14 protein-coding genes are annotated in these 14,062 nt (G+C 46.4%); 5 read left to right on the top strand and 9 right to left on the bottom strand.

Annotated elements, in window-relative coordinates; translation table 11 throughout:
* Nucleotides 1–12: 12 nt before the first annotated feature.
* Nucleotides 13–840, top strand: a complete 828-nt coding sequence (locus tag MSMTP_RS11710; protein ID WP_048179566.1) for a succinate dehydrogenase/fumarate reductase iron-sulfur subunit — start codon at nt 13–15, stop codon at nt 838–840.
* Between the two features lie 75 nt (nt 841–915).
* Nucleotides 916–2,328: an aspartate ammonia-lyase gene (locus MSMTP_RS11705; RefSeq protein ID WP_048179564.1), complete on the top strand. Its 1,413-nt coding sequence runs from the start codon at nt 916–918 to the stop codon at nt 2,326–2,328.
* Between the two features lie 324 nt (nt 2,329–2,652).
* On the opposite strand, the gene MSMTP_RS19340 is transcribed toward MSMTP_RS11705, so the two are convergent.
* The 4 genes from MSMTP_RS19340 to MSMTP_RS19335 all read right to left on the bottom strand — a co-directional run bounded on the left by MSMTP_RS19340 (nt 2,653) and on the right by MSMTP_RS19335 (nt 5,909).
* Nucleotides 2,653–2,823: a hypothetical protein gene (locus MSMTP_RS19340; RefSeq protein WP_156153819.1), complete on the bottom strand. Its 171-nt coding sequence runs from the start codon at nt 2,821–2,823 to the stop codon at nt 2,653–2,655.
* 115 nt (nt 2,824–2,938) lie between these two features.
* Nucleotides 2,939–3,232, bottom strand: coding sequence for a hypothetical protein (locus MSMTP_RS11695; RefSeq protein ID WP_231582768.1), 294 nt, complete (start codon nt 3,230–3,232; stop codon nt 2,939–2,941).
* Nucleotides 3,233–3,396: 164 nt separating this feature from the next.
* A complete protein-coding gene (locus tag MSMTP_RS11690; protein WP_048183477.1) occupies nt 3,397–5,670 on the bottom strand; it encodes a HEAT repeat domain-containing protein in 2,274 nt (757 codons plus the stop codon).
* The gene (locus tag MSMTP_RS19335) at nt 5,667–5,909 is read right to left on the bottom strand and encodes a hypothetical protein (protein ID WP_156153818.1); all 243 of its coding nucleotides are present in this window, start codon (nt 5,907–5,909) and stop codon (nt 5,667–5,669) included. The genes MSMTP_RS11690 and MSMTP_RS19335 overlap by 4 nt, the downstream gene beginning before the upstream one ends.
* A gap of 257 nt (nt 5,910–6,166) precedes the next feature.
* On the opposite strand from MSMTP_RS19335, the gene MSMTP_RS11685 reads away from it, so the two are divergent.
* Nucleotides 6,167–6,955, top strand: a complete 789-nt coding sequence (locus tag MSMTP_RS11685) for a winged helix-turn-helix domain-containing protein (protein ID WP_048179556.1) — start codon at nt 6,167–6,169, stop codon at nt 6,953–6,955.
* An 81-nt stretch (nt 6,956–7,036) separates the two neighbouring features.
* On the opposite strand, the gene MSMTP_RS11680 is transcribed toward MSMTP_RS11685, so the two are convergent.
* The 3 genes from MSMTP_RS11680 to MSMTP_RS11675 form a co-directional block, all read right to left on the bottom strand.
* Nucleotides 7,037–8,152 carry a hypothetical protein gene (locus MSMTP_RS11680; protein ID WP_156153817.1) on the bottom strand — a complete coding sequence of 372 codons (1,116 nt, stop codon included), beginning with the start codon at nt 8,150–8,152 and terminating at the stop codon, nt 7,037–7,039.
* A gap of 124 nt (nt 8,153–8,276) precedes the next feature.
* The gene (locus MSMTP_RS19330) at nt 8,277–8,432 is read right to left on the bottom strand and encodes a hypothetical protein (RefSeq protein WP_156153816.1); all 156 of its coding nucleotides are present in this window, start codon (nt 8,430–8,432) and stop codon (nt 8,277–8,279) included.
* Nucleotides 8,429–9,700, bottom strand: coding sequence for a serpin family protein (locus MSMTP_RS11675; protein WP_048179552.1), 1,272 nt, complete (start codon nt 9,698–9,700; stop codon nt 8,429–8,431). The genes MSMTP_RS19330 and MSMTP_RS11675 overlap by 4 nt, the downstream gene beginning before the upstream one ends.
* Before the next feature lie 328 nt (nt 9,701–10,028).
* Here MSMTP_RS11675 and MSMTP_RS11670 point away from each other — a divergent pair, with 328 nt between their 5' ends.
* The gene (locus tag MSMTP_RS11670; protein WP_156153815.1) at nt 10,029–10,310 is read left to right on the top strand and encodes a hypothetical protein; all 282 of its coding nucleotides are present in this window, start codon (nt 10,029–10,031) and stop codon (nt 10,308–10,310) included.
* A 181-nt stretch (nt 10,311–10,491) separates the two neighbouring features.
* Here the strand turns inward: MSMTP_RS11670 and MSMTP_RS11665 are convergent, their stop codons facing one another.
* Nucleotides 10,492–11,322 (bottom strand): AIM24 family protein, encoded by an 831-nt coding sequence (locus tag MSMTP_RS11665; protein ID WP_048179547.1) that lies wholly within the window; start codon nt 11,320–11,322, stop codon nt 10,492–10,494.
* 228 nt (nt 11,323–11,550) lie between these two features.
* Here MSMTP_RS11665 and MSMTP_RS11660 point away from each other — a divergent pair, with 228 nt between their 5' ends.
* A complete protein-coding gene (locus tag MSMTP_RS11660) occupies nt 11,551–11,919 on the top strand; it encodes a cupin domain-containing protein (RefSeq protein WP_156153814.1) in 369 nt (122 codons plus the stop codon).
* A 71-nt stretch (nt 11,920–11,990) separates the two neighbouring features.
* Here the strand turns inward: MSMTP_RS11660 and MSMTP_RS18065 are convergent, their stop codons facing one another.
* Nucleotides 11,991–13,823, bottom strand: a complete 1,833-nt coding sequence (locus tag MSMTP_RS18065) for a S8 family peptidase (RefSeq protein ID WP_052718391.1) — start codon at nt 13,821–13,823, stop codon at nt 11,991–11,993.
* Nucleotides 13,824–14,062 lie beyond the last annotated feature (239 nt).

Genomic DNA, 14,062 nt, shown 5'->3' with positions numbered 1-14,062 from the left:
GGGTGCATACAAGTGAAGCTGAAAGTGTTTCGATATGACGGGGAAAGCGGGGAGTCTCGATACGACAGCTTTGAAATCAAGCCCGAACCCGGGATGACCGTGCTTTCCGCTCTCTTCAAAATCCAGGAGGAGCTTGACGATTCCCTGGCTTTCCGCTACTCCTGCCGGGGTGCCGTCTGCGGGAGCTGCGGGATGCTCATAAATAAGGTGCCGAGGCTTGCCTGCCGGACCCAGGTGGAGTCCCTCCTCAAAGGCAAAGGGCAGGTAAAACTCAGGCCCTTCCCGGGAATGGAAGAAACTGTTGACTGGGACCCAAAAGAGGAGGTGCTCATAGAACCTCTCCCGAACCTGGCTAAAATAAAGGACCTGATAGTGGACATGGACAAATTCTTCGAGTTCTACCGGGCGGTCGAACCTACCTTCAAGCCGACTTCCGAAGCTCCCGAAAAAGAGCGTTTAATGGATCAAGAAGCCGTTTCAGAGCTTGAAAAGTATACGAACTGCGTGCTCTGCGCCTCCTGTGTAGGTGCCTGCCCGATTTCGGGAAAAGCAGAAAGTGATGAACAAGGAGATGGAGAAGGAGAAGGAGAAGGAGAAGGAGAAGGAGAAACAAAAGAGTTCCTTGGACCCGCAGCCCTTGCCAAACTTTACCGTTTCCATATCGATCCCCGCGAAGCGGAAGACGATTCCAGGCTCATGCTTGCCAATGACAAAAGAGGATGGTGGGGCTGCGAGTTCAACGCAAACTGCAAGGCTGTCTGCCCTAAAGGCGTTCCTCCGATCCTCGGGATCGGCAAGGCAAGAAGGGAAATCCAGAAGCTTGGAAAGGAGCCGGAATAAAAAAAGGAGTCGGAATAAAGAAAGGAACCAAAATAAACAGATTTCAGAATCTTTTTACTGATAATTAGAGGAGGTATGATTATTAACCCGAAAACCCGGATTGAGCGTGATTCCCTTGGAGAATTGGATGTTCCAGAAGACGCCTATTACGGCGTCCAGACAAGGCGAGCTATGTACAATTTCCCTGTCAGTGGTAGGCGGGAAAGGCCGGAGTTTGTGAGAGCCTATATCCTTGTAAAAAAGGCGGCAGCTATTACGAACATGGAGCTCGGGGTACTTGACGAAAAGCGGGGAAATGCCATCGTGAAAGCAGCCGATGAGGTGCTTGAGGGGCTTTCTGGCCGGTACCATGACCAGTTTCCTGTGGACGTTTTCCAGGCGGGGGCAGGGACTTCTTTTAACATGAACGTAAACGAGGTGCTGGCAAACAGGGCGCTGGAACTGCTTGGGCGAAAGCGGGGAGACTACGCTTTCCTTAGCCCGAACGACTATGTGAATAAAGCCCAGTCCACCAACGATACCTTCCCCACGGCGTCCCATATTGGGGTTATTTTTGCAGGCGAGCGGCTCCTGGACGTCCTCTCCGGGCTTTCGGACGCTTTCAGGGAAAAAGCCGTTGAGTTTTCGCAGATTCCCAAGTCCGGCAGGACCCATCTGATGGATGCGGTTCCAGTTTCCCTGGGTGCCGAATTCGGGGCTTACGCGTCCTCCCTGGAAAGGGCAGCTTCCAGGATAGAAGAAAGGTTGGGGGACCTCCTGGAACTCCCGATCGGAGGAACGGCAACCGGGACCGGGGCAAACACGCATCCGCAGTACAGGGAAACGGTAATTTCGAAGCTTACCCGGCTTTGCTCCCTGCCCTTCCACCCTGCCCTGGACAGTTTTGAAGTCCTGCAGAGCCGGTCCCAGCTTGCAGCCTTTTCCGGGGCTCTCCGGGAACTCGCTCTCGAACTCATCCGCATTGCAAACGATCTCCGGCTCCTGAACGCAGGGCCCACCACAGGGATTTCGGAAATAGTGCTCCCTCCCGTGCAACCTGGCTCTTCCATCATGCCCGGGAAGTACAACCCGGTTATGGCAGAGTGCCTGGACATGATCGGCTTCCAGATCGTGGGCAATGACACAACCGTTGCCATGGCAGCCCAGGCAGGGCAGTTAGAGCTCAATGTCATGACCCCGGTTATGACCTGCAATATCCTGGAATCCATTGCCCTGCTAACGAATTACCTGCCGGTCTTCCGGGAACGCTGCGTCGAGGGGATTAAGGCAAATGAGGAGAGCTGCAGGGCTTATCTTGAACTTAACCCGATTCTGGTTACGTTCCTTACCCCGAAAATCGGGTATTTGAAGGCGGCGGAGCTTGCAAAGGAAGCGCTGGAAAGGAGGGTTCCGGTTGCGGAAGTTGCGGTGATGAGAGGGGTTTTGAGCAAGGAAGAGGCGGATGAACTGCTAGAGAAAAAATTGCTCAAACCTTCAGCTCCAAAATGAGTGGTACTTAGATTCCAAAATTTAGTTGTCTCAGTACTCTCAATAGGCATTCAACCAACTTTTTTGGTTGCTCGGGTGCCTATAAAAGTTACTGCAATGCCTATAAAAGTTATTTCAATACCTGCTAAAGTTATTTCAATGTCTATTCAAGTCATTGCAATATCCATTTTATGCAACGGAGTACGTTCTCAAGTACCTGAATAAAACTCAATATGTAATCAGAAGAATATCAATAATTAGCAAAAGGAATATTACCCTAATATCAAAAAATTAAAGCTAAATTAAAAAATATATGAAAATTTTCCCGGGTTCAAAACTCCAGGTTTATTTTTTCTCCCTCTTGAAAATCGCCGTCGCTGTTCCATTATCATCAATGTCGTCCTTGATCAGGACAAGTTCCCAGCCTTCGTTCCCAATTTTTTCAAGGTCGGTCATCTGCTGCGGCATGTGCACAGCGTGGATCTTGCGAGAATCATATTCCCATAGTTTCATCATCTTAACCCCCTCTTCCGTTAGCGATAAAACACAATCTGTATTTATTATATTTAATATCGTGATAAAACTATAAATAACCAGAACAAAAGAAAAAAAGCGATTTGGTTCTTCCGGTTTAAGGTCCATTTGAGTCCGGGATTTTCGGGATTTCGGTCCGGTAGATGACCCCTTTTTCATACCTTATCATGCGGATCCGTTCCCGGGCCATGAAATCGAAGATCAGTTCGATCTCCGGGGGGTAGGTGGCATCGGTATAAATGGGAATAATGGGTTCAGAGTCCGTTCCCGCGACATAGAACATTTCTCCCCCGAAGTGAGCTATGTGCTGTACTTCGTATTTTTCAAAAGCCTGTTTGATGAATTTTTTCGAGAGCGGGGGTTTTGCAAGTTCGAAGTCTTCCACAGTCATTTTTATGTCTGCCCCGTACATAAAAAAGGGATTGACGGGATCGGATATAAAATCAATTGAATGGAGGCGGGAAGGCTGGCAGGAATTTCAAGGTAGGGGTTGACAACTTCAGGGGTTCATAGCTGCCGTATTTGAAAAGTTTGGGTTTCCCGTCCGGAACCCTTTCATTTCCTTGAAGGCATTCTGGCTCCTGGGATAAGGCTCACGAGCCTTGCAACTTTTTTGTAGCGTTCAAGCAAATCTTCTTCCTGCCGGATGTCTTCAATTTTCTCGAAGATGTACATGTTTTCAGGCACAAAGGGGATTTTGCTCCTGAGGACGTTAAGCAGGGACTCAAGCTGCCTGTCCAGCTCCTTCCGGTCTTTTTCAAGGGCTTCGAACTTCCATCCTCTCACCTTCAGGCTGACCGTGCACGCCAGGTTTTCGGCAGGGGTCCCTTTTGCCTTGAGGCAGGTGATCCTGGCTTTGTACCGGATCCCGGAGAGGGTCTCTTTTAGCTTCTGTTCAAGGAGCACTTTCCCGATTTTCGGGTATTCTTTTTTCACAATTTTCTTTGCAGTAATCGCCTCTTCTTCGGTGTTCTTAAAGAGCTCCGTTGCCCTGTCAAACTCCCGGATGCAGGTCTCAAGCAGTTTTTTCCGGGCAGGCAGGTCTTCGGGACTGAGTTTTCCCGCAGCCTGGAGAAGTTCGGCGAACTTTTCACCTTTGTCGAGCAGCTTCCGTTTTTCTTCAAGGTCTCTTGCTTCCCGTGCTGCCTTAGAAAGGTAGAGTTTGGTCTCAAGCCTGGCTTTTTCTAAAGGCCGGTCGCTGACAATTATGTAGAGGTAGGCCTCGTAAAAGGGCCGGTAAAATTCGGGAGTGTCGCCTTCGAAGGGAATTTCCGAGGCTTCCTTAAAATAACCCGCAGCCTCTTTCAGCCCGTAAATGTATGTAGCCTCATTTTCTGCCTTAAGCGAACGCCAGAGGGAAGCCCTGGCAAGGGTCCGGAAGGCATACTTCCTGACATAGGTGTATGGGTCCTCGATAAGCAGCTGCAGGTCCCTCCAGGCTCCGGTTTTATCCGGCACATGAAAAAAGGCAGGCGTAAGGGTCCGGGCTGCAGCCCTCTGCACAAAACTGTCGCTGTACCCTGAAAGCCGGACCAGGTCCTTCCAGGCTTTCCCTTTATCGGGGACCTCGGGATAAGCCGGGGCAAGGGCTTTTGCAGCTCCCCTCCGGACTTCCCTGTCCTCGGAGGAAGCAAGCCTGACAAGTTCTCCCCAGGCCCTTTTTTTGTCTTCAGCATGGGAAAAAGCCCCGGAGAGAAGTTCCGCTGCCCTCTTCCGGAGCTGGGTATCCTGCCCTGAAGCCAGGTGGACTAGGTCGAAAAAGACCCCTGCTTTTTCCTCAACCCCGGGCAGCACATGGGCCAGCAGTTCGGCAGTCTCTTTCCTGACAGCGCTGTCCCCGTCCTTCGTCCTTTCAAGGAGCTCCCCCCAGATGTCCTGCATTTTCCCCGTCCTCCGGGAATAAAGGGCAAGCAGAGAGTCCATTGCCCCTCTCCGTACCAAGGGGTCGGGGTCCGAATTCAGGCGGATAAGTTCGGCAACAACTTCTTTTTTATCCGGCAGGTTGGCGGGATATGATCCGGCAGAGAACTCTGCGGCATCTTTTCGCAGGCATCTGGCTCTTTCAAAAGCCCCTGCTTTTTCGGAAGATGGTTCGTAATCATGAAATCTTTCAGGTTTTCCAACTTCTTTTTTCTCTGATTTTTTCTTCCCTATTAGTTTTTTCTCACTTTCTTTCCTTCCCTCTTCTATACTCTCTTTTTCTCCACATTCTTTCCTGCTCTTTTCTTCACTTATTTTTCCCTTTTCTTCACATTCTTTCCTGTCCTTTTCCAGATCTTCTTCAGGGAATTGCGGATTGATTGAATCAGGGTTTTCTATAAGCTCCCTCAGCACATCGCTGTCCTCCTTTTCAGCCAGGTGCACGAGGTCCGAATAAGCTTTTTTCCTGTCTGGAATGTGGAGGAAAAGGGTGGGGAGCGAACGGATAATTCCAGTGCGGACATCTTCCAGGCTGGAATTTGAGTTTACCAGTTCCATAAGGTCTTCCCAGGCATTTTCCTTATTCGAGTTGTGTGGAAAAGTAGAAACTAGGGCCTGGACTGCGGCTTTTAATATTTTCTCGGAAGGGTAAGCCGTGAGGTTTATGAACCTCTCCCATGCCTGGATTTTGCCGCTTTCCGGAAGCTTCGAAAAAACGGTTGAAAGGGAGGAAACTGCGCTTTCCCTTACTTCATCGCACTTATCGGAAGAGAGCCTGAGCATGTCTTCAAAAGCCTGTTGCCTGTCAGGAACCGATTCAAAAGAAGCACTTAGCTGTCCCATAGCCTCGATTCGCTCGCTTGAAAGGGGGCTGAAAGTTTTATCGTGTACGATGTCCTGGTCAATCAACTGTTCCCACCAACTGTTCCTTTTTCCTTTCCGTTTTTTTCCAGGTTTTCTTTCCCAGTTCTTTTTTTTACTATCCAGTTTTTCCGTTTCCTTTCTTTCCAACTTACTACTTCTTGTAAAACAGTTGGTGGGAGTTTTATTAAAGGTATTGATTTTATTTTTAAAAAATTCCTTGATTCATAGTTTTCGGATTCACAATATTTTATAGTCAAGGCCCCAAATTCCTTCATCAGTCTCAAGTGAAGTTTAACCACAGAAATCACGGAAAACACGGATAACGGAAATAGGGGCACAATCCTTCCGTACGTTCCGTGTCTTCCGTGCTTATAAAGTAAGTGTAAATTTTTATGTTTGGGACTATAATTCACAATCCGCATGGAAGCTTTCTGCTTTATGGAATAAGAGATGAAAACAATAAAATTTAGTAAAATCTATAAATAATGAAAGATGTATCCTTCATATATAATAATTCAATATTAATTATGAGGATACCTGAATGGAAGCCTCCCTTCTTGATCTTGTTTTTCTTTCCGAGAAAAGGGAAAAAGTTCTTCTGTTGTTGAGGGAAGGTCCGAAAAGCATTAAAGAAATCGAAAATTCCCTGAATTACAGTTCTACATCGGTTCAGCCGCAGATAAAAATACTTAAAGAGAGACATCTCCTGTACCGGGAGGATAATAAATACGGTTTGACACTCATCGGGGAGACAATAGCTGAAAATATGCGGGAGCTGGTCGATACTTTAGAATCATTTGAAAATAAACATGATTTCTGGAATAATCACAGGCTTGAAGGAATACCCCCCGATCTATTAAATAGAATTTCCGAACTTAAACATTCCACTTTTGCCAGCCCACTTGATAAGAGTAATATGTTTTCCCCTCACACGGAATTCGTGGAAAACATTGCAAAATCGGAATTCGTTAAAGGCATCTCCCCTTTTCTCCATCCACTATACCCGAAAATGTTTCTGGAATTTGCAGAGAGAGGCATCGATGTTTCCCTTATTGTGACTGAGCCTGTTTTTGAAAGGATGAGGACGGAATTCAGGCCTGAAATTGAGCAGTTCCTGAGCCTGAACAACACCCGGCTCTATGTGTATGAAAAAGAAATGCTGCTTTCAAGTGCGGTGACGAACTGCTTCCTTTCTCTTGGCCTTTTCTACAACAATGGGACATACGACCATGACAATGATATTTTGTGTTTTGAACCCGAAGGCCTGCGCTGGGGAGAAGACCTCTTTGCGTACTACCGGGGCATGTCCAGAGAGATAACGGAAATCTGACTTTCAGCTTACTACTTACTACTTTTGTTCTGTACCATTTGTTCCTTATCTTTTCTTCTTCTCCCTTTTCTTTCCCCCCTCTTATTCTTCATCTTGAAGGGAGCTGTCGCTTTTTTTCCGGGAATCCCCAACCTCGGAGCCGCTGGCAGCTTTCCATTTTGCATAAGGAGCCTTTTCCCTCGCAAGCTTGTAAAGCTCCTCAATCGGGTCCTGTGCTTCGAAAAGCTGGGGATAGTCAGGCCCCAGCACCTCTAAAGCCCTCTGGACAATATAGTCATATCTTTCCCCTGCCAGGCTCTTGATGTCTTCCCTGACTTTTTCGCCATCAGGCTGCTGGTGGAAGATCCGTGCCAGGATGTCTGCAGCACTTCCCCGTACATAGTTATCTCCCTTTCGTGCAAGTCTGATCAGGTCATCCCAGACTTTCTCCCGGTCTTCCTGGTAGGGGTATAGCAAAATCAGTGCATCCGATGCCATTTCCCGGACATTTTCATACTTGCTCCCCGCAAGGGCTGTAAAATCCGCCCAGACCTTTGTTTTGTCCGGCATGGAGGGAAAAAGCAAAATGAGAGCTTCCATCGTTTGTTCTCTTGCATAAGTGCTTTCTTTTCCGGTTAACCGGAGGAGTTTGTCCCAGGCTCTCCTTTTGTCCGGGACATAGGCAAATGAAGAAACAAGGGACAAAACAGTAGCTTTCCAGGTTGCCTGGTTCTCCGTCCCTATCAGCCCCAGAAAGTCTTTCCAGGCTTCTTCCCTCTCCTTTTCCGAAAGTTCCGGGAAAACCGTTTCAAGATAAGAAGCTGCCTTTTCCTGCACACGGCTGTCTTCAGAAGCAGTTATTTCGATCAGTTCCGTCCAGACCTGTTTCATGTCCGCAACTTGTGGAAATATTGATGGAAGGACGTTGATGATCTCCCATCTGACGGTTTCCGGCACCGAAACCGATTTTACAAGTCCTGCAAGCTCTTCCCAGGCTTTTTTCCTATCAGGCACAAGAGGAAAAACGGCTTCAAGGGCATTAATTGCCTTTTCCTGTACAGTTTCATCTTCATCGGAACAGAGCCTTAAAAGGTCATCAAAAACCTGCTGTCGATCCGGAAATGATTCAAAACTGGCTCTGAACTGTTCCAGGGCATCGATTCTTTCATCTGCGCTCAAGCTGAAGGTTTTATCGTGTATGCCTGATTGGTCTACCAAGATTCCCACCAACTATTTCCTGTGTCCCTTTTTATCTCCTTATCCATAGTTGAGCGGGATTTTTATTAAAGGTATTGTCGTTGGGCTTTTTCGGTTTGCTTTTCGGGTACCTGTGTCTTCATCGTCAGGAGAATGAAGCGAAGCGGAAGGCTTTTCCTGAAAGCCAAAAAGGAGGAAGAGAGGGTTTTGAAATCCAAAAACTCAGCAGTTTTTCTGCTTCTGGTTTTGGGTTCAACTGCGTAAGTCCTATTTCAGTTACTTTTTCTATTACAGGCTTCAAAGCCCTTCAGCTTCCTCATACTCCGGGTATTCAACTTTCCCCATGAAAAGAATGCAATTTGTCCTTTTGTCCTCTATGAAGAACATGAACGGGTGGTCGGCTTTGAATTCCTTGGGTTTGGAATCCCATGAGAAATCCATACCCATCTCCATCTCGACCTCTGTTGCTGCGGCAGCTTCAGTGCCTTCTTCCTGCACATCTATGAAAGTTTGGTGAATCACTTCGGATATTTCTAATTGCCCGTCACTAATTCCTGAAAAATTCGCCCGGTTGGGGTTAAAGGCATCCACGACACCCATTTCAATTAGGGAATTGGTAAGCCTGGTTTTAGTCCCAAACTTAAATTTCGGTATCGAAGTCTTCACTTCCTCCGTTAATTCCATGTCGTTTTTAAGTTTTTTATAATCGTTTGCCGTGAAATCGGTTTCAAAGTCTTTAATGTCGTTGTCTTTCGGAAGCACAATGTACATGGATAAGTCATTGCCTTTGTAAGGAAGTTCTATGATTTTTGCTTTTGAGTTTTCACCATAATTAAAACTTTTAAACATGTACATCATGTCCACAGGAATTTCTTCCCCTTTCGCCGGATAGAAAGTTCTTTTGCCCGTCATCTCCTTATCAAATTCATACACCCATTTTCCATTGAAGTAAATAGCATTCGTGATAATTATCCGTGTATCAGGCGTAATCGAATCTTTCGGAACCAGGTCTTTTATTTTATCATTGGTCCTGTCTTCGACCCATTCGTTGATGGTGTCTCTTGAGTCAACCGGTTTTCCCACAAAGTCGAGATTTGTCACTTCGCCGTCATAGTAGTTTTTCACGTTGAAAACATACGCTTCTTTTATGGGATACCCTTCCTGAACCCAGAGCGCATTTGCAGTTTCAAGCTCGTAATCGCCGCTTCCGGAATTGATCCCGTCGTTCATCTCTTTCAAACGAACTTTCAAAACCGTTTTGTTCGTGGGGAAATAAAATACGTTTGATATCTGCTCTTTAGTTGTGTTTTCAGCCCCCTCATAACAGATCGCCATGGCAGCCGATATGCTGTGCGGTGAAAAGAAGACGTTTCTTTCTTCCCCTGCTTCCATTTGCGCAAACTGCGAATACATGTCAAAAGCAAAAGCATTGTTTGCGGCCGCGATATCGTAGTCTTCAACCGAGTCCGCATTGATTGTATTTTCCGTAATTACAGCCGTATCTTCAACGCAGCCTGTACACAGCAACGTTAGAGTAAATACCAGAAAAGTAATTTTTATTTTGCACATACATTCTAATATTTAAATAAGCTATACTAAAGTTTATTTATATGTGGTCTATATAATATATACATCATGTAACTAAATTAAAAGCTGCGCTCTCTTCCGATTTTTCATTTCGTTTTTCCATTTTGTTTTCCATTTTGTTTTTCCATTTTCGTTTCATGTCTCAGTTTTTCATCAATCACTGGATTTTGGAAAAGAGTAATATTTCAATCCTCAATATATAATCAGAAATTATATATGATGAAACATCGTAGTTGAAAATGATACCTCAGTGTGTCAATGGTTGTCGAAACCAGGAATATGAACAAGAGTGGAGGGAAAAATTACGGATATGTATCTTATTGAGTCCCCACACACTGCGGAGGAGTGTCTGGGAGCTCTGGATGAATTGCTTGAGATGGGGCCTGCTGTATTGGAACAGTATCATTTTGGCTGCCTGGTCGGGGTGCATATGGGCTGGGCTATAGTTAATGCTGAGAGTGAAGCGGGAGCCCTGAAAATTGTTCCCGGGTCCCTGCGCAGTAAAGCACGTGCAGTAAAGTTAAACAAATTCACCGCCGATCAAATCAAGGAAGCCCACCGGGAGATGGAAGAAGTACCGTCAAAAACATAACAGTGATTTTATTTTTTTATTGAGCTTCTATTTTTTTTCATTTTTCAGGTTCCGGCGTTCTCCCCAGCAGCAGAGTGAAGCGAATCTGCCTGTTTTATCTGTAAAATTCCAAAATGTAAAAAAAGAAATGAAAGAAAAAAACTAAGAATTAAGCAGGTTAACTATTCACGATTTTTTTAATTCAACTCGAATTATCGATGTTCTTTCCTGCGCTTCCCATCTGGGGAATTCCGTTGTATTTCAGGCGGTTGTAGACGGGCTGGGTTGGAGCGATCCACACATGTCCGGTGCCTTCGAAGGTCTGGAGCAAGCCTTCTCCACTTGTCATGGAACCGAGGAGTTTTTTGCTTGAGCGCTGGACACTGAAGGCTACAGCGCCTGAACGAAGCAGGGTGAAATTCCCGTCAACCTGGATTCTTTCATTATTAAGTTCGTATTTAAGCACTTCTTCCATCGGGATTGGGATTTCGAGAACCACGGCACCCGTACCGCTGATCTGGGTCTGGAACCAGCCTTCTCCTCCCAGGAGTCCAGATGAGAGGTTTTTCTGGGAAGCTACCCCGATTTCCATCCCCTGTTCACAGCAGTAGAAAATCCCTTTGTCCACGACTATGGACTCGTTTTCCAGGTTCATGATGATGTAGTGGCTAAAGGATGGTTCAAGGAAGATTTCTCCTGTCCCTTTGTATATGGGTTTGAAGGTGGACTCACTGGTAAGCTTGCTTTTGATCAACTTTTTAGCAAGTCCGCCAACTCCTCCTATATTTGACACGCAGTCGATACACCCTTTGTGGAAATAGAGAGCCCCTGATTCGGTAATAAGTCCGCTGTCTTCAAGGGTCACCTTGACCATTTTCAGGGACATACCTGCATTCCGTATATAGAACAGGTCTTCTGCGAGGGCTGCATCTTTACTGCCTTTAAGGTGGTTGCATTCGAGAATTTCGACTTTGAAACCGTCTTTTTGAATAGAATCGACGATCTTTATGTTTGAGTAGAATTTTTCATCCATCGGCAAACCTCATTAAGAGTTTCACTCTATTAGTTATTTGATATATTAAAATAGTTTTACATATGTAAAAAATTATGGTTCATTCGTGGCGCTTTGTTAATTGTGCTGTGAACCCGGTTCTCCTATTCTCTATTACGGTCCATACCCTCCCCAATACCAGCATACCGGTTTCTTAGGAAAGGGTTATATCCTTTCCTCATAAACATAAAAATGGGAGGTCTGTTTTGTATGGAGTACACTCGTGTATATTCGGATTCTGACGGCATGTCATATTTTGAGGACAGGGATATTGAATTTGCAGAAGTCGATTTTTCCCCTCCGGCTCCTCCGCTTTTCCTTTCGTCTTTCCGCCAGGCATCGCAGTTCGCTTTCTGCCGGTTTCCGGCTGGCTGGTTCGGGGACTGGCACCCGACTCCGCATCACCAGTTTTTCTTCTTCCTTTCCGGGGAAATAGAAGTCGGAGTGAGTGATGGGGAAATGCGCAGATTCGGGGCCGGCAGCATTGTGCAGCTTGAGGATACGGGAGGAAAAGGACACGTCAGCAGAGTAATAGGGGATGAGGATGTGCTGGCTGCGGTTGTGCAGCTGCCGGACTGAAGACATAGCTGTGTTTTTTCGGATTGATGGTGGGAATTTGGGAGGCCTGGATGTCTCCTGAGACCGGGCTGTTATTTATTCCCGAGAATTTCCCCTCTTACAACTACATCATCGATATACCAGCCGGAAAACCTGCTGATTGCTCTGTCAGTTCCGAACCTGAACCGGATCTTTACGTTTTTTCTGTCAAATGCTGAAATGTCGAAAACGGCTTCATGCCATCTGGCGCCGGTATAACTGCTATAGGCAGGAACCGGACCGAGTGGGTTGCCATTGCTGTCATCTATAATCGCCGGGTATCCTCCGGATGGTGTTACCTGTGTCCAGGAACTGCCACCGTCACTGGATATTTCGACAATTGCCCCATCATATCCTGTGTCTGTGTTGTAAAAATGCTGGAATGTTAACTGCGCTGACCTGATTCCACTCAGGTTGATTTGAGGGGATACCAGTGAAGCGTTCATGGACTCTGTTCCGTAATTCCCTGAAAGGTTGGTTGCCCACACATTGGAGCCCGAACAGGCACATCCGGGGCCTGATGTCGGACTTCCGTATTCCCAGTTGTCCCCGGCTCCCGAATGCGTCCATCCTCCTATTCCGTTTTCCATGGTGTCCTGAAATACTATTACCGGAGTTGTTGTCGTTTCGGATACTTCCGATAACTTTGAAGGATTGCCTGCATTGTCGATCACTTTAATTCCAAAGTAATAGGTTGTGCTGTTAAAGGTGCTCCTGTTCAAAAGTCCTGTCACTTTAAATGTCTCGGAAGAGCCCGCTCTTTGTGGTTTCGGCTCTCCTGATACTTTTATTGCCGAATTCCAGTTCAGATCGGTGAGGGGAGACGTAGAATACCTGATATCATACAGTTTTGCAATCCCGGCGTTTCCGTCATCTCCGCTAGCCGTCCATGCCAGGGTTACGGAATAAAACGTCCTGTTAACAACGGTTAGGCTGGCGGCTTCGGAAGGAGGAACGGAATCGGCTTCCAGGCAATTATAGGCATTTAGCCTTCCCCCCGTAACTGTTTTTTCTTCCAGGGACGGGATCGGGTCTACTGCCGCCAGTAACTTTTCTTTTAACTCTTCACAGGAGAGTTCGGGATCCCGGGCTTTGATCAGCCCGGCGACGCCGGCTACATGTGGAACTGCCATGGAGGAGCCGCTGTTATATGCATAGGAATTTCCGGGGGCGGTTGAATAAATTTCAACTCCTGGAGCACCTAAATCTACTGATGAAGCTCCGTAGTTGGATAAAAAAGACAGCTGATCATTGTGATCTGTTGCAGCAACCGAAACTATGCAGGGAACGTCATAGCTTGCAGGGTAATATGGTGAATGGTCGGTATCAAGCCTATAATCACCTGCAGATGTAACGAATAATATCCCTGAATCATTGGCAGTCGATATGGCATCTTTCAAGTCCCGGTTATATTCGAGCTCTCCCCAGCTGTTGCTTATTATATCTGCGCCCATCATGGTTGCGTACTTTATGCAACTTATAGCATCATCTGTTGTGCCGAACCCATTGCTATCAAAAAATTTGAGCGGCATTATTTTTACATTCCAGTTGACGCCTGCTATCCCGGCGCTATTGTTGCCTGAGGCTCCTATTATTCCCGCACAGTGTGTTCCATGCCCTGTGTAATCGTCGTCATAGGGGTCATTGTCATTGTTTGCAAAGTCCCAGCCGTGGACATCATCAACAAAACCGTTCAGGTCATCGTCTATCCCATTGCCGGGAATTTCTCCGGGATTTGTCCAGATGTTAGCGGCAAGGTCCGGATGGGTGTAGTCAACTCCTGTATCAATAACCGCAATTATTACTGCATTATTGCTTCCTGTTTGCAATCCCCAGGCTTCCGGAGCATCGATGTCAGCATTAGGGACACCCCCGGTCTGCCCCATATTATGCAAACTCCACGACCTGTTAAAATAAGGGTCATCAGGGATTCGAGCAAGATTAACTATGTGATCGGATACCGAATTTTCATCGTTCAAATCGCTTCTAACTTCATCGTTCAAATCCCTACCAATTTCATTATTCAGATTTATTTTAGTTTCATCAACGGTATTCTCTAAATTGCCGTTCCCGGACATACCCTGAAATACTGCCGTTCCGATTATTAAGGAAATTATGATGAATA

Origin of the sequence: Methanosarcina sp. MTP4 (assembly GCF_000970045.1) — an archaeon.
Classification (GTDB): domain Archaea; phylum Halobacteriota; class Methanosarcinia; order Methanosarcinales; family Methanosarcinaceae; genus MTP4.
Note: the sequence above shows the minus strand (reverse complement) of the source record. Positions and strands in the feature narration are given on the sequence as shown.